Origin of the sequence: Klebsiella sp. 141153, assembly GCF_032601995.1 — a bacterium.
GTDB classification, from domain to species: Bacteria; Pseudomonadota; Gammaproteobacteria; order Enterobacterales; family Enterobacteriaceae; genus Klebsiella; species Klebsiella aerogenes.
Window position 1 is genome coordinate 123,330 of sequence record NZ_JAQIRJ010000011.1, and the last position, 25,312, is coordinate 148,641.

The window sequence follows — 25,312 nt, forward strand, 5'->3', positions numbered from 1 at the left end:
TTCTTTATTCGGGCGGTGAAAATCACCGCGATTAGCGCGCCAAAGCTACGGCGCTGACCTCTTCCGCTACCCGCTCGGTAGCATCCGGAATCGAAGCGCCACGCGCTCGTTCCGCCATATCCATCAGGGTTTCCCGATCCCAACCGGCCAGAGTGGCCGCCACGGCATCCGCCGTGAACTCGGGTTGTTCGAGAATTTTCGCCGCGCCGGCTTTTTCCAGCGGCAGCGCATTCCAGTACTGCTGACGATCTTTGTGCTGGAACGGGACGAACAATGCTGGTAAACCTGCGGCAGCGATTTCGCTGACCGTCAGCGCGCCGGAACGACAAACAACCACATCGGCCCACGCATAGGCTGCCGCCATATCATCAATAAACTCAGTCACTTTATGCTGCGGCTGACCGGCGGCGGCATACGCCTGGCGCACGGTATCCATGCCGCCTTTCCCGCTCTGATGCCAGATGGTCACCGTATCGCCGAGCTTCGCGGCCACCTGCGGCATAGTCTGGTTCAGCACGCGCGCGCCCTGAGAGCCGCCGACCACCAGCACGCGAATCGGCCCCTGCCGGCCCACCAGACGCTGTCCCGGCAGCGGTAGCGCGAGAACGTCGGTACGCACCGGATTCCCCACGACATCTGCGTGCGGGAAGGCGCCGGGAAACGCCTGCATCACTTTCTTCGCAATCTTCGCCAGCCATTTATTGGTCAGGCCGGCAATCCCGTTTTGTTCATGCAGCACCACAGGGATTCCGAGCGACCATGCCGCCAGACCGCCAGGCCCGGAAACATAACCGCCCATGCCCAGCACCACATCCGGCTGGAAACGCTTCATGATCGCCCGCGCCTGTCGCCAGGCGTTGAAGATCCGCACCGGCGCTAACAGTTGCGCTTTTATCCCTTTGCCGCGCAGGCCGGAGATGCGAATAAAATCGATATCAATGCCGTGTTTCGGCACTAAATCCGCTTCCATACGATCGGCGGTGCCGAGCCAGCGAACCTGCCAGCCCTGGTCCATTAAATGGTGCGCGACCGCCAGCCCCGGGAACACATGTCCGCCAGTGCCGCCCGCCATCACCATTAACCGCTTTTCCTGACCGCTCATCGAACACCCCGTGTAAACGCCTGCGCTTTCTCGAGGCGCGTTTCATAATCTATTCGCAATAAAAACATAATGGCCGTCGACATAATCAGCAGACTGGAACCACCATAACTAATCAATGGCAGGGTCAGACCTTTGGTCGGCAGCATTCCCGCCGCCGCCCCGACGTTAACCAACGCCTGGAAGCTAAACCACACGCCGATAGCACAGGCCAAAAAGCCGGAGAAGCGGTGGTCAATCTCCAGCGCTTTGCGGCCAATCGACATGGCGCGAAAGGCGACGAAGAATACCATTAAAAGCGCGAGTACCACACCGATATAACCGAGTTCTTCGCCGATAATGGCGAAGATAAAGTCGGTGTGCGCTTCCGGCAAATACTCCAGTTTCTGCACCGAGTTGCCGAGGCCCTGCCCCCACATCTCGCCGCGGCCAAAGGCCATCAGCGATTGGGTCAGCTGATAGCCGCTACCAAACGGGTCTTCCCACGGGTTCCAGAAGGAGGTGACGCGGCGAATACGATACGGTTCGGCGAGGATCAGCAGCACCACCGCCGAGATCCCCATGCCGATAATAGCGATGAACTGCCAGAGTTTCGCGCCGGCCAGGAACAACATCGCCAGCGTAGTCACGAACAGTACAACCACCGTACCGAGGTCAGGCTGCGCCAGCAGCAGAATCGCCAGCACGAAAATCACGCCCATCGGCTTTAAGAAGCCGCGCAGGTTGTTACGCACCTCATCCGCTTTACGCACCAGATAGTTGGCGATGTAGCAGAACAGCGATAGCTTGGTAAACTCCGCCGGCTGAATACGCAGCGGCCCGAGCGCGATCCAACGCGAGGCGCCGTTAACCGAGCTCCCCACCACCAGTACGATCAGCAGCATCACAATCGAGGCGATCAGCATCGCGGTACTGTGGCGCTGCCAGAACTCCATCGGCAGACGGAGCGTAATCATCGCCAGCGCGAAAGCCAGCACAATATACAAACCATCACGCTTAGCAAAGAGGAACGGATCGTTCGCCAGGCGCTGTCCGACCGGCATCGAGGCCGAGGTCACCATGATAAAACCGATAGCCGCCAGGCCGAAGGTCAGCCACAGCAGCATCCGGTCATACATGACCAGGCTATCGTTATCTTTCGGGCGCGAGCCCATCACCCAACCTTTCAGCGCGGCGAACAGCCAGGCGAAAATAAACATCCCCGGCAGTCGCGGCAGCTTCAACCGGGGCAGGCCCAGCTGTGGCATTCTCAGGCGTGGGAGAGAGAAACGCATCAACCTAACTCCTTCGCCAGACGGGTAAAGACATCACCCCGTTGTTCAAAGTTTTTAAACTGGTCCAGGCTCGCGCAGGCCGGCGACAGTAAGACCATATCGCCTGTTTTAACCTGCGAAGCGATTTGCCGCATCGCCTGTTCCATGGTTTCGGTTTGTACCGCGATTTCCGGACGCAGCGACGCCAGTTGAGCGCCGTCGCGGCCGAAGCAGTACAGACGAACGTTCTCGCCGCCAAGATAGCGTTTCAGCGGCGTGAAGTCGGCGGATTTACCGTCGCCGCCCAACAGCAGATACAGCGTACCGTCGAGATGCAGGCCGTTCAGCGCCGCCTCGGTACTGCCGACGTTGGTCGCCTTGGAGTCATTGATCCAACGCACGCCGTTATGCTCCAGCGCCAGCTGGAAGCGGTGCGCCAGGCCGGTGAAGGTAGTCAGCGCCTTCAGGCTACTGGCGCGCGGCAAGCCCGCGGCATCCGCCAGCGCCAGCGCCGCCAGGGCATTGCTGTAGTTGTGCTGGCCGCTGATGGTCATTTCTTTCACGTTCAGCACTTTCTCACCCTTCACCCGCAGCCAGGTTTCGCCCTGCTGGCGGTTAAGGTGATAGTCGCCGACATCGACGCCGAAGCTGACGCAGCGTTCGTCAGCGCCGCGTACCGGCATGGTCAGCGCATCATCGGCATTCACCACGCAGGTTTTAGCATTTTCATAGACCCGCAGTTTCGCCGCGCGGTACTGCTGCAGCCCAAGCGGATAGCGGTCCATATGATCCTCAGTCACGTTGAGGATGGTGGCCGCGACGGCCTTCAGGCTGGAGGTGGTCTCCAGCTGGAAGCTGGAAAGTTCAAGCACGTACAGTTCGCGCGCCGGATCCAGCAGCATCAGCGCCGGCAGGCCGATATTGCCGCCAACGCCGACGTTTACGCCCGCCGCCTTCGCCATTTCGCCCACCAGGGTGGTAACGGTGCTTTTTCCGTTAGAGCCGGTAATGGCGATAATCGGCGCCTGCGCCTCGCGGCAAAACAGCTCGATATCGCCGACGATTTCCACTCCGGCATCCGCCGCCGCGCTCAGTGAAGGGTGCGCCAGAGCAATCCCCGGGCTTGCGACAATCAGATCCGCCGCCAGCAGCCAGTCGTCGTTAAGGCCGCCCACGTGGCGCTCAACGGCTTCCGGCAGCTTATCAAGCCCGGCAGGGGCGACGCGGGTATCCATCACGCGCGGGGTTACGCCGCGCGCCATGAAAAAGTCCACGCATGACAGGCCGGTCATGCCCAGCCCAATAATGACGACTTTTTTACCCTGATAATCTGCCATGATTAACGTACCTTCAGCGTCGCCAGGCCAATCAGCACCAGCATCAGCGAAATAATCCAGAAGCGCACGATAACGCGCGGTTCCGGCCAGCCTTTCAGTTCATAGTGGTGGTGAATCGGCGCCATACGGAAGATGCGCTGGCCGCGCAGCTTGAACGAGCCGACCTGCAGGATAACCGACAAGGTTTCCACGACGAAAACGCCGCCCATAATCACCAGCAGGAACTCCTGACGCAGCAGTACGGCGATAATGCCCAGCGCGCCGCCGAGCGCCAGCGAACCGACGTCACCCATAAAGACCTGCGCCGGGTAGGTGTTAAACCACAGGAAACCCAGGCCCGCGCCGACAATCGCCGTGCAGACGATAACCAGCTCGCCGGCGTGACGCAGATAAGGAATATGCAGGTAGTTGGCGAAGTTCATGTTACCGGTGGCCCACGCTACCAGCGCAAAGCCGGCGGCGACGAAGACGGTCGGCATAATCGCCAGGCCGTCGAGGCCGTCGGTGAGGTTGACCGCATTGCCGGTACCGACGATAACGAAGTAAGCCAGCAGGATGTAGAACAGTCCCAGCTGCGGCATCACATCTTTAAAGAACGGCACTACCAGCTCGGTCGCCGGGGTGTCTTTCCCCGCCAGATACAGCGCGAACGCCACGCCCAGCGCGATTACCGACATCCAGAAATACTTCCAGCGGGCAATCAGGCCCTTGGTGTCTTTACGCACGACTTTACGGTAATCATCGACAAACCCGATGATGCCGTAGCCGATTAATACCGTCAGCACGCACCAGACGTATGGGTTGGACGGATAAGCCCACAGCAGGACGGAAACGGTAATCGCGGTGAGGATCATAATCCCGCCCATGGTCGGGGTCCCGCGTTTGCTGAAGTGGGACTCCGGGCCGTCGTTACGAACGACCTGACCGAAAGACAGTTTTTGCAGACGGGCGATCATACGCGGGCCCATCCACAACGAGATGAACAGCGCGGTCAGCAGGCTGACGATGGCGCGAAACGTCAGATAGGAAAAGACGTTAAAGCCGGAATAATATTTGACCAGATGTTCGGCCAGCCATACTAACATGTCGCAATCTCCTGTAATGCGCGTACTACCTCTTCCATAGCGGCACTACGTGAACCCTTCACTAAAATGGTCATGATTTTATGCTCTGCCAGCAGCTCGCGCAGGCGAGCTACCACGGCGGCTTTATCGTTAAAATGTTCGCCCACGCCGCTGGCGCTGCTGATATCCGCGCTCAGTGAACCGACGCTGAGCACGCAATCCAGGCCCGCCGCTTTCGCCGCTTCGCCCACTTCGCGATGACAGGCCGCGCTTTCCGCGCCGAGTTCAGCCATATCGCCGACCACCATCGCCCGGAAGCCCGGCATTTCCGCCAGCACCTGTACCGCGGCGGTCATCGAACCGACGTTAGCGTTGTAGGAGTCATCCAGCAGCAGCTGGTTTTCCGCCAGTTGGATCGGGAACAGACGTCCCGGCACCGCTTGCAGCTGCGCCAGTCCAGCTTTCACCGCGGCCAGATCGGCGCCTACCGCCATCGCCAGCGAAGTTGCCGCCAGCGCGTTAGCGATGTTATGGCGCCCCGGCAGCGGCAGCAGTACGTCGACGTTGCCGAACGGGGTCTGCAGCGTAAATTCGGTGCCATGACTGGTGATATGAACATTGGTCGCCCTGAAGTCGCTGTTCGCCGCGTTCGGCGAGAAGCGCCACACTTTGCGATCGCCAATCACGCTCTGCCAGTTCAGCCAGTCGTTATTGTCGGCATTCAAAATCGCGATGCCGTTTTGCGGCAGGCCGGTGAAGATTTCGCCCTTGGCTTTTGCCACGCCCGCCAGCGAGCCGAAGCCTTCGAGGTGCGCGGCGGCGAGGTTGTTGACCAGCGCCGCTTCCGGACGCGTCAGGCTGACGGTCCAGGCGATTTCGCCCTGGTGGTTGGCGCCAAGTTCAATCACCGCATACTGGTGATCTTTGTTCAGACGCAGCAGCGTCATCGGTACCCCGATATCGTTATTCAGGTTACCGGCGGTATACAGCGTATTTCCGCACTGGCTGAGGATCGCCGCGGTCATCTCTTTGACCGAGGTCTTACCGGACGAACCGGTGAGCGCAACGACGCGGGTCGGCACCTGCTGACGCACCCAGGCCGCTAACTCGCCAAAAGCCAGACGGGTATCTTTCACCACCACCTGCGGTAAATCGCAGGCCAGTTGGCGGCTAACCAGCAGGGCGCCTGCGCCCGCCGCTTTCGCTTGTTCGGCAAAATCATGCGCGTCGAAACGCTCGCCTTTCAGCGCCACAAACAGGCAACCCGCCGTGACTTTGCGGGTATCGGACGTCACGTCATCGATAGCGATATCGCTACCCTGCAGTTCGCCGCGGGTGATATCGGCGAGCTGGCTTAATGTAAAGCGAATCATGCTACCGCTCCCAGCAGACGCGCGACGGTAACGCGGTCGGAGTAATCCAGACGGCGGTTGCCGACTATCTGATAGTCTTCGTGGCCTTTGCCCGCGACCAGCACAACGTCGTTCGCTTTCGCCTGCATCACCGCGCTGGTCACCGCTTCCGCGCGGCCTTCCATCACCTTCACCTGCCCGGCATCAAGCATGCCGGCCAGAATGTCGTTAATAATCGCCCGCGGCTCTTCGGTACGCGGGTTATCGTCGGTAACGACCACGATATCGGCAAACTCTTCCGCGATAGCGCCCATCAGCGGGCGTTTGCCCTTGTCGCGGTCGCCGCCGCAGCCGAAGACGCACCACAGCTTGCCGCTACAGTGCAGACGCGCGGCCTGCAGCGCTTTTTCCAGCGCGTCAGGCGTATGGGCGTAATCGACCACCACGGTCGGTTTGCCCGGCGCGCTGAACACTTCCATGCGGCCGCACACCGGCTGTAAACGCGAAGAGGTTTTCAATAGGTCCGCCAGCGGATAGCCCAGCGCCAGCAGCGTCGCCAGCGCCAGCAGCAGGTTGCTGACGTTAAAGGCGCCCATCAGGCGGCTTTCGATTTCGCCCTTGCCCCAGCTCGAGTCAAACTGAATGGTCGCGCCGCTGTCGTGATAGTTGACCGCGGTCGCCTTCAGCCAGCGGCCGTGGCAGTTCGGATTGATATGATCTTCCATCGACACCGCCACCGCATCCGGCAGTTTCGCCAGCCAGCGACGCCCCACTTCATCGTCGGCGTTGACGATGGCCTGGCCGCAATGGTGGGTGGAATAGAGCAGCCATTTCGCCGCTTCGTAATGTTCCATGTCGCCATGGTAGTCGAGGTGGTCACGGCTCAGGTTGGTAAACACCGAGGCGGCAAACTGCAGCGCCGCCACGCGGTGCTGAACCAGCCCGTGAGAAGAGACTTCCATCGCGCCGAAAGTCGCCCCCTGCCCTACCAGACCGGAAAGCACGTGCTGAACATCAACCGCAGAGCCGGTGGTGTTTTCGGTTGGCACCACTTTATCCAGCAGGCCGTTACCGACGGTACCCATCACCGCGCTGGTTTCGCCGAGCAGTTTCGCCCACTGCGCAAGCAGTTGAGTCGTGGTGGTTTTACCGTTAGTGCCGGTAACGCCCACCAGGCGCATCTGCTGCGAAGGTTGATGATAAAAACGCCCGGCCAGCGCGGATAACCGCTCGTTCAGTTGGCTAAGGTAGATGACCGGCACGCCGTGCATCTCGCGAACTTCGCCGTCTGCGGCCTCGCCCTGCGCCTCAGCAATAATGGCAGCAACACCTTGCGCTATCGCCTGCGGGATATAACGACGCCCGTCCGCCTGATGACCCTGTACCGCGACAAAGAGGTCGCCGGACGCCGCCACGCGGCTGTCCAGCGTCATCTCTCGCAGAATTCGCTCCGGCGCATTTGGCACCCACGGAGCGAGAAGGTCGCGCAAATTACGATCTGCCACCTGTTCCCTCGCCTTGATTAATCACAAATTCACTTTTTTCGCCCGTTGCCAGCGCATCCGGTTCGATGTTCATGGTGCGCAGTACGCCGCCCATGATGGCACCGAATACCGGCGCGGAAACGGCGCCACCGTAGTATTTACCTGCCTGCGGGTCGTTGATCACCACCACCAGCGCGAAACGCGGGTGGCTGGCGGGCGCAACGCCTGCGGTGTAAGCAATATATTTGTTGATGTAGCGGCCATCCGGCCCCACTTTTTTCGCCGTACCGGTTTTAATGGCGATGCGATAGCCTTTAATCGCCGCTTTCACGCCGCCGCCGCCGGGAAGCGCCACGCTTTCCATCATGTGAACGACGGTACGAACGAGCGAGTCCGGGAACACGCGCTCGCCCGGAACCGGTGGATCAACTTTGGTAATCGACAGCGGGCGATAGATGCCATAGCTGCCAATCGTTGCGTAGACTCGCGCTAACTGTAACGGTGTTACCATTAGCCCGTAGCCGAAAGAAAAGGTGGCCCTCTCTATGTCAGACCACCGTTGTTTTTGAGGATATAAGCCACTGCGTTCTCCGACCAACCCCAAATTGGTCGCCTTTCCAAGCCCAAAACGTGAGTAAGTATCTACTAACGCTGAGGACGGCATCGCTAACGCCAGCTTAGAAACGCCGACGTTACTCGACTTCTGTAGCACCCCGGTCAGGGTCAATTCGCTGTAGCGCGCCACATCTTTGATTTCGTGGCCGTTAATTCGATATGGAATGGTATTCAGCACGGTATTTTCATTGACGATGCCGCGCTGCAGCGCCGTCATCACCACCATCGGCTTCACCGTTGAACCCGGTTCAAATACGTCGGTGATGGCGCGGTTACGCATGGTATCTTTGGAGGTACCCGCGAAATTATTTGGGTTGTACGACGGGCTATTCGCCATCGCCAGCACTTCACCGGTGTTGACGTCAACCAAAACGGCGGTGCCTGATTCCGCTTTGTTGAACGCCACCGCATTATTCAGTTCGCGATATACCAGCGCCTGCAGGCGCTCGTCGATGCTCAACGCGAGGTTATGCGCCGCCTGGCTGTCGGTGGAAGAAATGTCTTCAATCACGCGGCCATAGCGGTCTTTACGCACGATACGTTCGCCCGGCTGACCGGTCAGCCATTTATCAAAGCTTTTCTCAACCCCTTCAATCCCCTGGCTATCGACGTTGGTGAAGCCAATGAGGTGAGCGGTTACTTCGCCTGACGGATAATAACGGCGAGACTCCTCGCGCAGATGGATCCCCGGCAGCTTCAGTTTTCTGATGTAGTCGGCCATGTCAGGGTTCACCTGACGCGCCAGATAGATAAAACGCATCCGCGGGTTGCTGTTGATGCGCGATGCCAGCTGATCCAGCGGCATGTTCAGCGCATCGGCTAGCGCTTTCCAGCGGTTATCGAGCGTCACACCGCCCGCATCATGCAGCTCTTTCGGGTCGGCCCAAATCGCTTTTACCGGAACGCTGACCGCCAGCGGGCGGCCGGAGCGGTCGGTAATCATGCCGCGCGCGGTGGAGACTTCCTGTACGCGCAGGGAACGCATATCCCCCTGACGCACCAGCATGTCCGGGCTGACAACCTGCAGCCACGCGACGCGGCCAAGCAGGAAGGCGAGAGCGATTAAAATACATCCGCACAGCAACGCAAAACGCCAACTGATAAAGTTGGCCTGTTCTTCCTGACGTTTTGCTTTTGGCGTTTTCGGCGCTGCTTTCATGCGTCGCAATAATCCTTATTTCTGTACCACTATATTTTCTTGTGATGGATCAACGTGTTGCATCTGCAACTTCTCTGTCGCGATCCGTTCAACCCGACTGTGATCGCCAAGGGCGTTCTCTTCGAGGATCAGGTTGCGCCATTCAATATCCAGAGCGTCACGCTCCAGAACTAATTGTTCACGCTGCGCGGTTAACAGACGGGTATGGTGCGCCGTCGTCACCACGGTCACTGCCGTTATGATGATGCAAATGAACAGGCAGAGTGGCAGCTTCCCAAACCGCAGAAGATCGTCCCCGATGACGCCAGGCAAGGCATGGCGCTCGTTGCTTCCTAACGATCCTTTAACTTTGCTTAAGGCTACTGTCACTCTGCCGATCATGCGTTCGTCCTCTCTGCGATACGCAGCACTGAACTACGGGCGCGTGGATTCTCTGCCACCTCTTCTTCGCCCGGCATCAACTTGCCTAGTGCTCGCAACTGACGGCCGCCCAGTTTCCTGAGCTGATCTTCAGTCATCGGGATCCCTGCTGGAACCTGCGGACCGCGGCTTTGCTCACGCATAAAACGCTTCACAATGCGGTCTTCCAGCGAATGGAAACTGATAATCGACAGCCGACCACCGGGGGCCAGCACGCCGAGCGAGCTTTTTAGCGCCTGCTCTATCTCCTCCAGTTCACTGTTCACCCAGATGCGCACCGCCTGGAAGGTACGGGTCGCGGGATGTTTGTGCTTATCTTTCACCGGCGTTGCCGCCGCGATAACTTCCGCCAGCTCTTTGGTACGGGTCATCGGCTCAATGCGGTTACGCTCAACGATCGCGCGCGCGATACGTTTACCGAAACGCTCCTCGCCAAAGGTTTTGATGACCCAAGCGATATCGGCTTCTTCGGCAGTCTGTAACCATTCGGCGGCGGACTGACCGCGAGTCGGATCCATGCGCATGTCCAGCGGACCATCGCGCATAAAGGAGAACCCGCGTTCCGCGTCGTCCAGCTGCGGTGAAGAAACGCCAAGATCGAGAAGAATACCGTCGATCTTGCCGGTAAGATTGCGCTCGGCGACGTAGTCAGCCAGCTGCGAGAAAGGACCATGTACGATGGAAAAGCGTGGGTCATCGATGGTTTGCGCAACGGCAATAGCCGTCGGGTCGCGATCGATTGCCAGCAGGCGCCCTTCCGCCCCCAGTTGGGAGAGGATCAGACGCGAGTGACCACCGCGGCCAAAGGTTCCATCAATGTAGATACCATTTGGACGAATATTCAGGCCGTTAACGGCTTCATCCAGAAGTACCGTAGTGTGTTTAAAATTTTCCATCATTTTATAAAGACAAATCCTGCAGGCGCTCCGACAGTTCACCGGTAGCGGACTGCTCAGCGTCGATATCTTCCTTGACCCGTTGATACCAGGTCGTTTCATCCCACAGTTCAAATTTATTAAACTGTCCGACCAGCATCACTTCTTTTGTCAGCCCGGCATGTTGCCGCAGCACCGGCGCGATTAGCAATCGTCCGGCGCTATCCATCTGACATTCGCTGGCATGCCCCAAAAGCAGGCGCTGTACGCGCCGCTCAACGGGATTCATGCTCGACAAACGCGACAATTTTTGCTCGATGATTTCCCATTCAGGCAAAGGATAAAGCAGCAGGCACGGGTGATGAATGTCAATGGTGCACACCATTTGACCAGAAGCATCCTCGATCAGCCCGTCGCGGTAGCGCGTCGGTACGGCCAAACGGCCTTTACTGTCGAGATTGACTAACGTTGCTCCACGGAACATGCCAGCCTCACCCCTTTTCGCCACTTTACCCCACAAATTCCCACCTAAAGGAGTTTACGGAGCGGAGGAAAAGCTTGTCAAGCCAGCACTAATGCCAACGGAGCGCAAAAACCCATTATTTACAGCCGATATTAGCCCTGATGAATAAATCACCAACAAACGAGGCAAATTAACGTTATGAATACGTGTAAGAAAATAACCAACAAACTCGTAACAGTTAAAAGCGACAAAATATCTTCAGCGGGAAAATATAAAGTGTCAGTTTGCGACGCGAGCGGCATTTTAGGCCATTCTGATGTCCGTTAACAGTGCCTGTTGTGGACGGAGAAGCACTTGTGCCGCGGCCTGACGCTCTCAGATGCGATGAAGGCAGGATAAAGCGATTGTTAATTCAGCAATTATTCCGCTGAATGTAACAAAATAATACTAACAAAGGGTATTGCGCATTTTCTTGCACCATTTGGATACAAAAAAATCTTTCTCAGGAATAAAACAAAATAAGGCGTAAAGAAGTTTAGGGATTTGTCTGAAAGCGAATAGATTTACGAATCTCTACGTAAATTGTATGGAATATCGCCAGATGCTAATCCATCTGGCGAATAACCTACGAAGAATCTTAACCTTTTTTCGCTAATGGATCAGCGGCGATTCAAACTTCCGCGATGATAAAGGTTACGACGAATACGGCTTAAGCCTGGTTTTGGCTTACGCGGTTCATCCAGGCTTGCCAGTACAATCTCTAAAACACGCTCGGCAACGTCGCGGTGACGCTGCGCGACCGCCAGCACCGGACACTGCAGGAAATCGAGCAGTTCGTTATCGCCGAAGGTGGCGATGGCGAGTTCGGATGGCAGTTTGCCTTCACGGCGCAGCGTGACGTCCATCACTCCCTGCAGCAGCGGGAAAGAGGTGGTGAACAGCAGTTGCGGCATCGGATGCGTTTCCAGCCATTTCTCGAAAAGATGGGCTGCAGCTTCGCGTTCGTAGCTGTTGGCATACAGGAAGTTCACTTCCCGCGGGTCATCCTTCCACGCCGAACGGAACCCCTGCTCACGCAGGAAACTCACCGACAGCTCCGGCAGCGCTCCCAGATACAGCACATTGTCGCCGGGGAATTTGCGCAGCTCGGCAGCGAGCATTTCGGCGTCGTCCTGATCGGCGCCGACGACGCTGGTAAAGTGTTCACGATCGAGCGCGCGGTCAAGCGCGACAATTGGGAAGGGATCGTTCGCCCAGCGCTGATAAAACGGGTGCTCCGGCGGCAGCGAAGTCGATACAATAATCGCGTCCACCTGACGCTGCAGCAGATGCTCAATGCAGCGCATTTCGTTGTCCGGCTGATCTTCCGAGCAGGCGATCAGCAACTGGTAGCCGCGCTGACGCGCCTGACGCTCCAGGTAGTTCGCAATACGGGTATAACTGGTATTTTCGAGATCCGGGATTACCAGACCAATTGAACGCGTGCGTCCTGCGCGCAGGCCAGCAGCGACCGCATTCGGGTGGTAGTTATGCTCGCGCACCACCGCCATCACCTTCTCGACCGTTTTATCGCTGACGCGATACTGCTTCGCTTTGCCATTAATCACATAGCTCGCGGTGGTTCTTGAAACACCGGCCAGCCGGGCGATTTCATCCAGTTTCACAATTGCCCCTTGGGTAAGAAGTACAAAAAACAACCATTAAATAGATATACTCATTAGAGTATAGAGATCCATTTTTATAACATCTAAACGCAGAATAGTTAGCGCGGCAACCGCTTTCGTCCACAGTTCCTACGGAATTCGCAAAAAAATAACCCGACAGTTTGTGTCGGGCTATTTTTACGTCATTTTTTCAGCGTTTAGCGCATAATTTTATCGCCACGCGACAGGCCGACGACACCGGAGCGCGCCACTTCAACAATGCGCGCGACGTCGCGCAATGAGGCCAGGAAGGCATCCAGCTTATCGCTGGTTCCTGCCAGCTGCACGGTATAGATAGAAGGCGTCACATCAATAATCTGCCCGCGAAATATCTCGGTGTTGCGTTTCACCTCTTCACGGCCATAACCGCTGGCCTGCACTTTAACCAGCATGATTTCACGCTCGACGTGGGAGCCCTGGCCCAGTTCGCTGACCCGCAGCACATCCACCAGCTTATGTAACTGCTTTTCGATCTGCTCAATCGCTTTCTCGTCGCCCACCGTCTGGATGGTCATGCGGGACAGCGTCGGATCGTCGGTTGGCGCTACCGTCAGGCTTTCAATATTGTAGCCGCGTTGGGAAAACAGGCCGATCACCCGGGATAATGCCCCCGATTCGTTCTCCAGTAATACAGATAATATCCGGCGCATAATCAGGTTCTCTCCGTTTTGCTCAACCACATTTCGTCCATGCCGCCGCCGCGGATCTGCATGGGGTAAACATGCTCGCTACCATCAACCGTAACATCAACGAACACCAGACGGTTATTACGTACCTGCTCCAGCGCTTCCGCCAGTTTAGCTTCCAGCTCTTGCGGCTCGCTGATGCGAATACCGACGTGGCCATACGCCTCGGCGACGCGCACGAAGTCTGGCAGCGATTCCATGTAGGACTGCGAATGGCGGCCGGAATAGAGCATATCCTGCCACTGCTTCACCATCCCGAGGTAACGGTTATTCAGGTTCAACACCAGCACAGGTAGTTCATACTGCAGGGCGGTGGAAAGCTCCTGAATGTTCATCTGGATGCTGCCGTCCCCGGTCACGCAGATGACGGTTTCTTGCGGTAGCGCCATCTTCACGCCCAGCGCCGCAGGCAGGCCAAAGCCCATCGTGCCGAGGCCGCCGGAATTAATCCAACGTCTTGGTTTATCGAATGGATAATAGAGCGCGGCGAACATTTGATGCTGGCCAACGTCGGAGGTCACGTAAGCATCACCGTTGGTCAGGCGCCAGATAGCCTCAATTACCGCCTGTGGTTTAATCTTGCCGCTTTGCGTGTCGTATTGCAGACAATGACGGGAACGCCACTGTTCGATCTGCTGCCACCAGTCGCGGATCTCATCCAGCGGCTGCTGGCTCTCTTCCTGCTCAAGCAGATCAAACATCTGGTCGAGCACCTGCCGCGCGTCGCCAACGATCGGCACATCCGCAGGGACGGTCTTGGAGATCGACGTAGGATCGATATCAATATGCAGCACCGTGGCGTTCGGGCAATACTTAGCCAAATTGTTGGTGGTGCGATCGTCAAAGCGTACGCCGACTGCAAAAATAACGTCGGAATGATGCATGGTCATGTTGGCTTCATAGGTGCCGTGCATCCCCAGCATGCCAAGCGCCTGCTGATGAGTCGCCGGAAAAGCGCCTAAGCCCATTAATGAAGAGACTACCGGTAACTTCAGCTTTTCGACCAAGGTACGCAGCTGTGCTTCGCACTGCGAATTGATCGCCCCGCCACCGACGTATACGACCGGTTTTTTCGCCGCCACCAGCGTTTGCAACGCACGTTTGATCTGCCCTTTATGACCGCTGGTTGTCGGGTTGTAAGAACGCATGCTGACCGCATCCGGCCAAACGTAAGGCAGCTTTTTCGCCGGATTAAGAATATCCTTCGGCAAATCGACTACCACGGGCCCCGGTCGGCCGCTGGCCGCCAGCCAGAACGCTTTCTTTAAAATGCCGGGAATATCTTCAGTCTGTTTCACCAGGAAGCTGTGTTTGACCACCGGGCGCGAGATACCGACCATATCGCACTCCTGGAAGGCATCGTAGCCAATCAGCGAGGTGGCGACCTGCCCGGAAAGAATGACCAGCGGAATAGAATCCATGTAAGCCGTTGCGATACCGGTAATAGCGTTAGTCGCTCCCGGGCCGGAGGTCACCAACACCACCCCGACTTCGCCGGTCGCGCGCGCCAGCCCGTCAGCCATATGCACCGCCGCCTGCTCATGGCGCACCAGCACATGGTCTATGCCGCCGAGGGTATGTAATGCATCGTAGATATCGAGGACCGCGCCTCCGGGATAGCCGAATACTTGCTTGACGCCCTGATCGACAAGCGATTGGACGACCATCTCGGCTCCTGACAACATCTCCATGGTTTGCCTCCAGGCTTTTTGTTTTCACGACGGCGGAAGTCATTTTCCGCGCGCGTCGTATGATGCGCCGCCATCGGCAGCGCATTGAAGTGAACAACTTGCTGTGCATTACCATAACTGCTCGCCAACAGGCAGGCAATTCGCCTGGCGGCGTCTGGAGCGCGTCTCAAAAGCAGAAAAGAAAGCATATGGAGAAATATATGGAGGATTGCTTCAGGAATAGAAAAATGAGACAGCCAATACTCGGGGAAAATGGCTTACGGCAGAAAATCATCCATTTTTCACCGTCGGGTTGCGAGAACCCGCGGTGATAAACAGAATAATATTCTGCTTTTTAATGTTTACTCAGATAAGATGGAACTTCCGCTCCCCTTTGTGGATGAGGACAATTAGCGCTGGCAGATATTCGCCAGTAACTCTTCCATCCATTGATGGCCTTTATCACGACCGGCCGCTTCGTGCCATGAAAGGAAGCAGGTGCGGCTATTTACCTTCAGCGGCAGCGGTAATATCTGCAGGTCTAATTTATCCGCGAATTCATTGGCTAACCAGCGTGGCGCTATCGCCACCATGTGGGTTTGCGAAACCACGTTTAATACGCTAACCATGGCATTACCCTGATAGGCAATGCAGGATTGTTTATCCACGGAGTCATACCACGGCTGGCTAAATGAAGCATAACGATCCAATGCGACGACCGCGTGCTCTTCCTGATAAATATCCGCTTCCGTTAACGGCCCGGAAATACGCGGATGTTTACGGCTGGCAACCAAAACCATTTCATCTTTGAATAAAGGTATGCAGGCGAACTCCGGACGACGGAACTCTTCATAGCCGATAACAAATTCAATTTCCTGATAACGCAGCTGATGTTCGGTGTTTTGATGTAGCGCTGATTTAAAGACCAGATGAATATTTGGCGCGATTTCACCAACTTTATTAAATATTAGCGAGGTTAAGTAATTATCCAATGGGCTACAAACGCAGAGGTTAAATACGCGCTCGCTGCTCAGCGGTTCAAAGCCGGAACCCGGCAGCTCATTTTGCACCAGTTGCAATGCCTGGCGTACCGAGCCGAACAGCTGATAGGCCCGCGCCGTTGGCTGAATGCCGCGCCCATAGCGAACAAACAGTTCATCATTAAACATCACCTTAAGGCGAGAGACCGCGTTACTCACCGCCGGTTGGGACATCCCGAGAGTGTGGGCCGCACGGGTAATATTTTGTTCCTGCATCACCGCATCAAACACGGTCAGCAGGTTGAGATCCACCATCCGCAGTTGTGGTTTAACGACTTCCTGTCCCGGGGCTGATTTATATTCAGTATTTTCAATTAACATATCTAACTCCACCGTCACGCTAAATTCCTTTTACCAAAGTGCAGTAATTAATTAAGACAATATCATTTATCATGCATATTAAATCTGCAAAAGGGCAAAATGGAATTTTAGGAATATATCAAGGTTATGAGTAGCGACGAAAAACCTCACAGGACATCACCGGAACCCGCCTAAAACATATCATTTACTTGATGATATAAAGTGTACCCATAGATCACAGGAATAAACAACACCACTATTAGTTAATTGCAATTTAAGTATCAATTAACTATCTAGTTTATCCCTGCGATTAATTAACACTTTGTTATCCTTCCTTTTGTCTAAACCCCTCAAAATCAGCGATGAGAATACCATTAATCTCTTATCTTTCATTAAGATAACAATGGAACCCTCTCTCATATTTTTCATCCCCTTTATGATAAAAAATTTTTCTAATTGTTTTATTTTTCCAGGGGCATATGAATGTCTCAAATAGGATCGTCGGTAAAACAAGGGATAATCCAGCACAATTAGCTAATTCACCAGGCTGGTGAAAAACAGTTTTTATCTTGCCTGGGGTTGACATCAAAACCGCTATCCAGTAACTCTAAAAGCATATCGATTTCAACTGGAGTATGACGCATGATTCGCACCACTCGTTTCACCAGCCTACTACTACTAAACGCATCCATTGTGCGCGGTAGGCTGTTGGGCGACGTTCAGCGTTAAGTCATCTTCCAGCAAGACACTAAACCCGCGCCATTGCGCGGGTTTTTTTATGCTCGAAGCAAGGCGCCAGGCAACAGATTAAGGATCTAAACCATGAGCCAGCAAGTCATTATTTTCGATACGACCTTACGTGATGGGGAACAAGCGTTACAGGCCAGCCTGAGCGTGAAAGAGAAGCTGCAGATAGCCATGGCCCTCGAACGTATGGGCGTCGATGTGATGGAAGTCGGTTTCCCGGTTTCTTCCCCAGGCGATTTTGAATCGGTGCAGACCATCGCGCGCACCATCAAAAATAGCCGCGTGTGCGCGCTGGCTCGCTGCGTTGAGAAAGATATCGACGTGGCGGCGGAATCCTTAAAAGTGGCCGAAGCGTTCCGCATCCACACCTTCATCGCAACGTCTCCGATGCATATCGCCACCAAGTTGCGCAGTACGCTGGATGAAGTCATTGAGCGCGCTATTTACATGGTGAAACGCGCACGTAACTATACCGATGACGTCGAATTTTCCTGTGAAGACGCAGGTCGTACGCCGATCGACGATCTGGCTCGCGTCGTCGAAGCGGCTATCCGCGCCGGCGCCACGACTATTAATATCCCGGATACCGTCGGCTACACCATGCCGTTCGAATACGCCAACATCATCAGCGGTCTGTATGAACGCGTACCAAACATTGATAAAGCGATTATTTCAGTCCACACCCATGATGATTTAGGCATCGCCGTCGGTAACGCCCTCGCCGCCGTCCACGCTGGCGCGCGTCAGGTAGAAGGCGCGATGAACGGTATCGGCGAACGCGCCGGTAACTGCGCGCTGGAAGAGGTGATCATGGCGATCAAAGTGCGCAAAGACATTATGAACGTGCACACCAACATCAATCACCACGAAATCTGGCGTACCAGCCAGACCGTCAGCCAAATCTGCAATATGCCTATCCCGGCTAACAAAGCCATCGTCGGCACCGGCGCCTTCGCCCACTCTTCCGGTATTCATCAGGATGGCGTGCTGAAGAACCGCGAAAACTACGAAATCATGACCCCGGAATCCATCGGCCTGAACCAGGTACAGCTGAACCTGACTTCACGCTCCGGTCGCGCGGCGGTGAAACACCGTATGGAAGAGATGGGCTATAAAGAGAGCGACTACAACCTGGATCATCTGTATGACGCGTTCCTGAAGCTGGCGGATAAAAAAGGCCAGGTCTTCGACTACGACCTGGAAGCGCTGGCGTTCATCAATAAGCAGCAGGAAGAGCCAGAGCATTTCCGTCTCGACTACTTCAGCGTCCAGTCTGGCTCGAGCGATATCGCTACCGCCTCTATCAAGCTGGCATGCGGTGATGACATCAAAACCGAAGCCGCCAACGGCAACGGCCCGGTTGACGCTATCTACCAGGCTATTAACCGCGTGACGGACTACAACATCGACTTAGTGAAGTATGGCTTAAGCGCCAAAGGTCACGGCAAAGATGCGCTGGGTCAGGTTGATATCGTCGTGGAATACAACGGTCGCCGCTTCCACGGCGTCGGCCTGGCGACCGATATCGTCGAATCGTCAGCAAAAGCGATGGTACACGTGCTGAACAACATCTGGCGCGCCGCCGAAGTCGAAAAAGAATTGCAACGCCAAGCTCAGAATAAAGAGAACAACAAGGAAACCGTGTAATGTCGAAGAATTATCATATTGCCGTTTTGCCGGGTGATGGAATTGGCCCGGAAGTGATGAACCAGGCGATGAAAGTACTGGAAGCCGTTCGTAACCGTTTTTCAATGCGTATCACCACCAGCCAGTACGACGTTGGCGGCATCGCCATCGACCGTCAGGGCATGCCGCTGCCGCAAGCCACCGTTGATGGCTGCGAGCAGGCAGACGCGATTCTGTTCGGTTCCGTCGGCGGTCCGAAGTGGGAACATCTGCCGCCGGCCGAACAGCCGGAACGCGGCGCGCTGCTGCCGCTGCGTAAGCACTTCAAATTATTCAGCAACCTGCGCCCGGCTAAACTGTATCAGGGGCTGGAAGCGTTCTGCCCGCTGCGCGCCGATATCGCCGCCAACGGCTTCGACATTCTGTGCGTGCGCGAACTGACCGGCGGCATCTACTTCGGTCAGCCGAAGGGCCGCGAAGGCAGCGGCCAGCATGAAAAAGCTTTCGATACTGAGGTATACCACCGCTTTGAAATCGAGCGTATCGCGCGTATTGCCTTTGAATCAGCGCGCAAGCGTCGTCATAAAGTGACGTCAATCGATAAAGCCAACGTCCTGCAGTCTTCTATCTTGTGGCGCGAAATCGTCAACGAGATTGGCAAAGAGTATCCGGATGTCGAGCTGGCGCATATGTATATCGATAATGCCACCATGCAGCTTATCAAAGATCCGTCGCAGTTCGACGTCCTGCTGTGCTCGAACCTGTTTGGCGACATCCTGTCCGACGAGTGCGCGATGATCACCGGCTCTATGGGCATGTTGCCGTCCGCCAGCCTCAACGAGCAAGGTTTTGGCCTGTATGAACCAGCGGGCGGCTCGGCGCCGGACATCGCGGGCAAAAATATCGCCAACCCGATTGCGCAAATCCTGTCGCTGGCGCTGCTGCTGCGCTATAGCCTGGATGCCGGCGACGCGGCGAGCGCCATTGAACGCGCTATCAACCGCGCGTTAGAAGAAGGCATTCGTACCGGCGACTTAGCGCGCGGTACGGCGGCGGTCAGTACAGATGAAATGGGCGATATCATTGCCCGCTATGTCGCGGAAGGGGTGTAATCATGGCGAAGACGTTATACGAAAAATTGTTTGATGCGCATGTGGTATACGAAGCGCAGAACGAAACCCCGCTGCTGTATATTGACCGCCATCTGGTGCACGAAGTCACCTCTCCGCAGGCGTTTGACGGCCTGCGCGCGCACGGTCGTCCGGTGCGCCAGCCGGGCAAAACGTTCGCCACCATGGATCACAACGTCTCAACGCAGACCAAAGATATCAACGCCTCCGGCGAAATGGCCCGTATTCAGATGCAGGAGCTGATTAAGAACTGCAAAGAGTTTGGCGTTGAGCTGTATGACTTAAATCACCCGTTCCAGGGCATCGTACACGTCATGGGCCCGGAACAGGGCGTCACCCTGCCGGGGATGACCATCGTGTGCGGCGATTCCCATACCGCCACACACGGCGCATTCGGCGCGCTGGCGTTCGGTATCGGCACATCCGAAGTGGAACACGTCTTGGCAACCCAGACCCTGAAACAGGGTCGCGCGAAGACCATGAAAATCGAGGTTCGTGGCAAAGCGGCGCCGGGCATTACCGCCAAAGACATTGTGCTGGCGATCATCGGCAAAACCGGTAGCGCCGGCGGTACCGGTCACGTGGTCGAATTCTGCGGCGAAGCCATTCGCGATCTGAGCATGGAAGGCCGTATGACCCTGTGCAATATGGCAATCGAAATGGGCGCCAAAGCGGGTCTGGTCGCACCGGACGAGACGACCTTCAATTACGTGCAGGGCCGCCTGCACGCGCCGAAGGGCCAGGATTTCGCCGACGCGGTGGAATACTGGAAAACGCTGAAAACCGACGATGACGCCACCTTCGATACCGTAGTCACGCTGCAGGCGGAAGAGATTGCGCCGCAGGTTACCTGGGGCACCAATCCAGGCCAGGTCATCTCGGTCACCGATATTATCCCGGATCCGGCATCGTTCAGCGATCCGGTCGAACGCGCCAGCGCCGAGAAAGCGCTGACCTATATGGGGCTGAAATCCGGCGTGCCGTTGACCGAGGTCGCGATCGATAAAGTCTTTATCGGTTCCTGCACTAACTCGCGAATCGAAGATTTACGCGCGGCGGCGGAAATCGCCAAAGGGCGTAAAGTGGCGCCGGGCGTACAGGCGCTGGTGGTTCCCGGCTCCGGCCCGGTGAAAGCGCAGGCGGAAGCCGAAGGTCTGGATAAGATTTTCATCGACGCCGGTTTTGAATGGCGCTTACCGGGCTGCTCCATGTGCCTGGCGATGAACAACGACCGCCTGAATCCCGGCGAACGTTGCGCCTCTACCAGCAACCGTAACTTTGAAGGCCGTCAAGGCCGCGGTGGACGCACCCATTTAGTCAGCCCGGCGATGGCCGCGGCGGCAGCGGTGACCGGCCATTTCGCCGATATCCGTAACTTGAAATAAGGAGACCATCATGGCAGAGAAATTTACCCAACATACTGGCCTGGTGGTTCCGCTGGATGCCGCAAACGTCGATACCGATGCGATCATTCCTAAGCAGTTCCTGCAGAAAGTGACGCGTACCGGCTTTGGCGCGCACCTGTTTAACGACTGGCGTTTCCTCGACGACCAGGGGCAGCAACCGAACCCGGAGTTCGTGCTGAACTTCCCGCAATATAAAGGGGCGTCTATCCTGCTGGCGCGTGAAAACTTCGGCTGCGGCTCCTCGCGCGAGCACGCGCCGTGGGCGTTGACCGATTACGGTTTCAAAGTGGTGATTGCGCCAAGCTTTGCCGATATCTTTTACGGCAACAGCTTTAATAACCAACTGCTGCCGGTGACGCTCAGCGATGAGCAGGTGGACGAGCTGTTCAAGCTGGTACAGGCGAGCCCGGGCATCAGCTTTGAAGTAGATCTTGAAGCGCAGGTGGTTAAAGCCGGGGATAAAACCTACAGCTTTAAAATCGACGACTTCCGCCGCCACTGCATGCTCAACGGTCTGGATAGCATCGGCCTGACGCTGCAGCATGAAGAGGCGATTTCCGCCTACGAGCGTCAACAGCCCGCCTTTATGAACTAACCTTTAAGCCCGGCGAGCAAGCCGGGCTTTCTCTTTGTGCTCCTCTCTGGCGCACATGACTACGTATAATTTATAGATAAATTTATTCTTCCCGTCCTTTATCATGCATTTATACCGGCGTAAGCGGGCTATTTTTGTTTATATCCACAATGACAAGTAAATAATCAGCAGAAGTATTTAAAACAAACCGCCTAATATGTGAATTAACAGTTAACTCCATAGAAAACCCCTATAGCTCAGCACAAAAAAAAGCATTATTTTTCCCCTCCCCGGCTCGTTATCTTTCCTGACAGAGAAATATTAACTTTAGATACGTCACGTCGCCTGCCTCACATCGTGGGCCGCCTGCCGTTCTTGTGGAGAGCCTAAATGAGCCACTATCCTCATCTATTCAGCCCGCTAACCATCAACGGGATGACCATAAAAAATCGCATTATCATGCCGCCGATGGGTACCAATATGGCCACTCTGAATGGCGAAGTCTCGCAGGAGCAGCTTGAATACTACGAACTGCGGGCGAAAGGCGGCACCGGGCTCATTACCGTGGAAAATATCTGCATTGATTTTCCCTTCGCCTCCAATGGCACGACGCAGTTACGTATCGATAACGATCAATATATTCCGCGCCTGTTTAAATTAACCGAAACCCTCCATAAACACGGCGCCTGCGTAGCGATTCAGCTGAATCACGCGGGCGCTTCGGCTTATGCTTATCGCCTGAATGGGCAGACGCCGCTTTCGGCATCCAGCACGCCGTCGAAAAAGCACGGTAATATTCCGCGGCCAATGACTCACGAGGAAATTTATCACGCGGTAGACAAATTTGGCGACGCCGCTGAGCGCGTACGCCGCGCCGGTTTTGACTGCGTAGAAATTCATGGCGGCCATTCCTATTTAATTAGCCAGTTTTTGTCGCCGCTATTTAATAAACGTACCGACGAATTCGGCGGCAGTATCGAAAACCGCACCCGCATATTAAGCCTGATTATCGATAAGGTTCGCGCCTGCGTTGGACCACGTTTCCCGATAAGCCTGCGCATCAGCGCCGACGATTTCTTAAAGGGCGGCAACACGCTGGAAGATTCGCTGCGCATCCTCGAGCTGTGCCAGGATAAGGTCGACATTATTAACGTCTCTGCCGCGCAGAACGATAACCTGAATTTACAAATCGACCAGATGTCGCTGGAAGACGGCTGGAAGCGCTACCTCTCTCGCGCGGTACGCGATAAATTCCATAAGCCGACGGTCATCGCCGGCAACATTCGTTCGCCAAAAATCGCCGAAGATATCCTCGCCAGCGGCGATGCCGATCTGATCGCCATTGGTCGTGGTTTGATTGCCGAGCCTGAATGGGTACAGAAAGTACAAAGCGGCAATGAGCGTCTGATGCGTAAATGCATCTCCTGCAATATCGGCTGCGCGGATCACCGCATCGCCCGTTCTCGTCCGCTGCGCTGCTCGATCAACCCGGACATCATCCACGGCGACGCTTACAAGCAGCAGCGTGTTTCGCGCGAAACCAACGTTGTGGTAATCGGCGCCGGCACTGCAGGAATGGAAGCCGCCTGCACCGCCGCGGAAGTCGGCTGTAACACCTGGCTGCTGGAAGAGAAAAGCCACGTCGGCGGACTGGCCAGCACCATTGCGCTGCTGCCGGAGAAAAAGCGCATCGCCGATTTCCCGCAGTTTATGAAAAACCGCCTTTCCGGGCTCAGTAATCTGATGCTGCAGGTCGGTAAACGCGCCGATGTCGCTTCAGTCGCCGCGCTGCATCCACAGCTCATCGTCAACGCCACCGGCTCGGTTCCTCTGCTGCCGCCTATCGAAGGCCTGCGCGAGAACATTGACGCCGAAGGTGGCCGCCTGTTTTCAATAACCGGCATGATTGAACACCTTGACGCCTTTGCCGATGCCGCAGGTAAACGCATCGTCGTGGTTGGCGGCGGCGCCGTCGGCCTGGACGTCATTGAATACTTCTCAGCGCGCGGCGCCGAGACGGTGCTGATTGAAATGCAGGACGCGCCGGGACAGGACCTCGACATTATTACCAAAAACGCGATGTTGACCATGCTGGAAGAACACCAGGTGGAGCAACACATGCAGACCCGATTAACCGCCGTCGCTCCAGACCATTTCACCGTTAATACCGTCAACGGCACGTTCGACATTCCCTTCGACTATGGCTTTGTATGCCTGGGAATGCGCGCCAACCGCGCAGGTCTCGACGATATCGCCCAGTGGGCCGCCGCCAACAACGTAAAAATCATGAATATCGGCGACAGCCTGTCGGCCCGGAGAATTATCGACGGCGTGCGCGAAGGCCGCAACGTGCTGGAGATACTCGAAGACATGGGCGTACTCGGCAATCGCGAAGCGCAACAGATTCCATTTTTAACATATTGAGGATATTAATCATGGCAGAACGTCTTACCGGTCATACCGAACTGATTGGCCTAATCGCTACCCCGATTCGTCACAGCATGTCGCCGACCATGCACAACGAAGCCTTTGCCCATCTTGGCCTCGATTACGCCTACCTGGCGTTCGAGGTCGATAACCAGGAGCTAAAAGATGTCGTGCAGGGTTTCCGCGCGCTAAAACTGCGTGGTTACAACGTCTCGATGCCGAATAAAACCGAAATTTGCCAGTATCTCGACAAGCTTTCGCCGGCGGCGCAGCTGGTCGGCGCGGTCAATACCGTCGTCAACGATAATGGCGTGTTAACCGGCCACATTACCGACGGCACCGGCTATATGCGCGCGCTGTCAGAAGCCGGTATCGATATCATTGGCAAGAAGATGACCATCCTCGGCGCAGGCGGCGCGGCTACCGCCATCAGCGTACAGGCCGCGCTCGACGGCGTGAAGGCCATCTCGATCTTCAACCGTAAAGACAAGTTCTTCGCCAATGCCGAGCAGACCGTCGCCAAGATCCGCGACAACACCGACTGCGAGATCCATCTCTTCGATCTCGACGATCATGACAAGCTGCACGCCGAAATCGACAGCAGCGTGATCCTCACCAACGCCACCGGCGTCGGTATGAAACCATTCGAAGGCCAGATGCTGCTGCCAAACGACAGCTTCCTGCGCCCGGACCTGATTGTCTCCGACGTCGTCTATAACCCGCGTAAAACCCATCTGCTGGAAGTGGCGGAGAAAAAAGGCTGCCGGACCCTCAACGGCCTGGGAATGATGCTGTGGCAAGGCGCGCGCGCGTTCGAAATTTGGACGGGCAAAGAGATGCCGGTTGACTACGTCAAGAGCATTCTGTTCTAAGAGGCAAGAG

21 protein-coding genes are annotated in these 25,312 nt (G+C 55.9%); 7 read left to right on the forward strand and 14 right to left on the reverse strand.

Annotated elements, in window-relative coordinates; genetic code table 11:
* Positions 1-31: 31 nt before the first annotated feature.
* The 14 genes from murG to leuO form a co-directional block, all read right to left on the reverse strand.
* Positions 32-1,102, reverse strand: a complete 1,071-nt coding sequence (gene murG, locus PGS10_RS19920; protein ID WP_049061606.1) for an undecaprenyldiphospho-muramoylpentapeptide beta-N-acetylglucosaminyltransferase — start codon at positions 1,100-1,102, stop codon at positions 32-34.
* Positions 1,099-2,373 carry a cell division protein FtsW gene (gene ftsW / locus PGS10_RS19925; RefSeq protein WP_045390013.1) on the reverse strand — a complete coding sequence of 425 codons (1,275 nt, stop codon included), beginning with the start codon at positions 2,371-2,373 and terminating at the stop codon, positions 1,099-1,101. Before ftsW ends, murG begins: the two co-directional genes overlap by 4 nt.
* Entirely contained in the window at positions 2,373-3,689 is a 1,317-nt protein-coding gene (gene murD / locus PGS10_RS19930; RefSeq protein ID WP_063413984.1) for a UDP-N-acetylmuramoyl-L-alanine--D-glutamate ligase, read from the reverse strand. The genes ftsW and murD overlap by 1 nt, the downstream gene beginning before the upstream one ends.
* 2 nt (positions 3,690-3,691) lie before the next feature.
* A complete protein-coding gene (gene mraY / locus PGS10_RS19935; protein ID WP_004204335.1) occupies positions 3,692-4,774 on the reverse strand; it encodes a phospho-N-acetylmuramoyl-pentapeptide-transferase in 1,083 nt (360 codons plus the stop codon).
* A complete protein-coding gene (gene murF, locus PGS10_RS19940) occupies positions 4,768-6,126 on the reverse strand; it encodes a UDP-N-acetylmuramoyl-tripeptide--D-alanyl-D-alanine ligase (protein WP_063413982.1) in 1,359 nt (452 codons plus the stop codon). Before murF ends, mraY begins: the two co-directional genes overlap by 7 nt.
* Positions 6,123-7,610: a UDP-N-acetylmuramoyl-L-alanyl-D-glutamate--2,6-diaminopimelate ligase gene (murE, locus tag PGS10_RS19945; RefSeq protein ID WP_045376465.1), complete on the reverse strand. Its 1,488-nt coding sequence runs from the start codon at positions 7,608-7,610 to the stop codon at positions 6,123-6,125. Before murE ends, murF begins: the two co-directional genes overlap by 4 nt.
* Positions 7,597-9,363 carry a peptidoglycan glycosyltransferase FtsI gene (locus PGS10_RS19950; protein ID WP_045390005.1) on the reverse strand — a complete coding sequence of 589 codons (1,767 nt, stop codon included), beginning with the start codon at positions 9,361-9,363 and terminating at the stop codon, positions 7,597-7,599. The genes murE and PGS10_RS19950 overlap by 14 nt, the downstream gene beginning before the upstream one ends.
* A 15-nt stretch (positions 9,364-9,378) precedes the next feature.
* Complete coding sequence (ftsL, locus tag PGS10_RS19955) at positions 9,379-9,744, reverse strand: cell division protein FtsL (RefSeq protein ID WP_015704398.1); 366 nt, start codon at positions 9,742-9,744, stop codon at positions 9,379-9,381.
* The gene (rsmH, locus tag PGS10_RS19960) at positions 9,741-10,682 is read right to left on the reverse strand and encodes a 16S rRNA (cytosine(1402)-N(4))-methyltransferase RsmH (protein WP_063413978.1); all 942 of its coding nucleotides are present in this window, start codon (positions 10,680-10,682) and stop codon (positions 9,741-9,743) included. The genes ftsL and rsmH overlap by 4 nt, the downstream gene beginning before the upstream one ends.
* A 1-nt stretch (position 10,683) precedes the next feature.
* Positions 10,684-11,142 carry a division/cell wall cluster transcriptional repressor MraZ gene (gene mraZ / locus PGS10_RS19965; protein WP_015368255.1) on the reverse strand — a complete coding sequence of 153 codons (459 nt, stop codon included), beginning with the start codon at positions 11,140-11,142 and terminating at the stop codon, positions 10,684-10,686.
* A gap of 638 nt (positions 11,143-11,780) precedes the next feature.
* Positions 11,781-12,785: a catabolite repressor/activator gene (gene cra / locus PGS10_RS19970; RefSeq protein ID WP_045390003.1), complete on the reverse strand. Its 1,005-nt coding sequence runs from the start codon at positions 12,783-12,785 to the stop codon at positions 11,781-11,783.
* A gap of 197 nt (positions 12,786-12,982) precedes the next feature.
* A complete protein-coding gene (gene ilvN / locus PGS10_RS19975; protein WP_015368257.1) occupies positions 12,983-13,474 on the reverse strand; it encodes an acetolactate synthase small subunit in 492 nt (163 codons plus the stop codon).
* 2 nt (positions 13,475-13,476) lie between these two features.
* Positions 13,477-15,201, reverse strand: coding sequence for an acetolactate synthase 3 large subunit (gene ilvI, locus PGS10_RS19980; RefSeq protein WP_032706640.1), 1,725 nt, complete (start codon positions 15,199-15,201; stop codon positions 13,477-13,479).
* 389 nt (positions 15,202-15,590) lie between these two features.
* The gene (leuO, locus tag PGS10_RS19985) at positions 15,591-16,559 is read right to left on the reverse strand and encodes a transcriptional regulator LeuO (protein ID WP_015368259.1); all 969 of its coding nucleotides are present in this window, start codon (positions 16,557-16,559) and stop codon (positions 15,591-15,593) included.
* A gap of 603 nt (positions 16,560-17,162) precedes the next feature.
* On the opposite strand from leuO, the gene leuL reads away from it, so the two are divergent.
* The 7 genes from leuL to PGS10_RS20020 all read left to right on the forward strand — a co-directional run bounded on the left by leuL (position 17,163) and on the right by PGS10_RS20020 (position 25,302).
* A complete protein-coding gene (gene leuL / locus PGS10_RS19990) occupies positions 17,163-17,249 on the forward strand; it encodes a leu operon leader peptide (RefSeq protein ID WP_020079614.1) in 87 nt (28 codons plus the stop codon).
* A 93-nt stretch (positions 17,250-17,342) separates the two neighbouring features.
* On the forward strand, positions 17,343-18,914 hold the full coding sequence (gene leuA, locus PGS10_RS19995; protein ID WP_015368261.1) for a 2-isopropylmalate synthase: 1,572 nt from the start codon (positions 17,343-17,345) through the stop codon (positions 18,912-18,914).
* On the forward strand, positions 18,914-20,005 hold the full coding sequence (gene leuB, locus PGS10_RS20000) for a 3-isopropylmalate dehydrogenase (RefSeq protein WP_015368262.1): 1,092 nt from the start codon (positions 18,914-18,916) through the stop codon (positions 20,003-20,005). Before leuA ends, leuB begins: the two co-directional genes overlap by 1 nt.
* A gap of 2 nt (positions 20,006-20,007) precedes the next feature.
* Entirely contained in the window at positions 20,008-21,408 is a 1,401-nt protein-coding gene (gene leuC, locus PGS10_RS20005; protein WP_047078141.1) for a 3-isopropylmalate dehydratase large subunit, read from the forward strand.
* A gap of 10 nt (positions 21,409-21,418) precedes the next feature.
* Positions 21,419-22,024 carry a 3-isopropylmalate dehydratase small subunit gene (gene leuD / locus PGS10_RS20010; protein WP_045389996.1) on the forward strand — a complete coding sequence of 202 codons (606 nt, stop codon included), beginning with the start codon at positions 21,419-21,421 and terminating at the stop codon, positions 22,022-22,024.
* Between the two features lie 369 nt (positions 22,025-22,393).
* Positions 22,394-24,427: an FAD-dependent oxidoreductase gene (locus tag PGS10_RS20015; protein ID WP_063413976.1), complete on the forward strand. Its 2,034-nt coding sequence runs from the start codon at positions 22,394-22,396 to the stop codon at positions 24,425-24,427.
* A gap of 11 nt (positions 24,428-24,438) precedes the next feature.
* Positions 24,439-25,302 (forward strand): shikimate dehydrogenase, encoded by an 864-nt coding sequence (locus tag PGS10_RS20020; RefSeq protein ID WP_047042700.1) that lies wholly within the window; start codon positions 24,439-24,441, stop codon positions 25,300-25,302.
* Positions 25,303-25,312 lie beyond the last annotated feature (10 nt).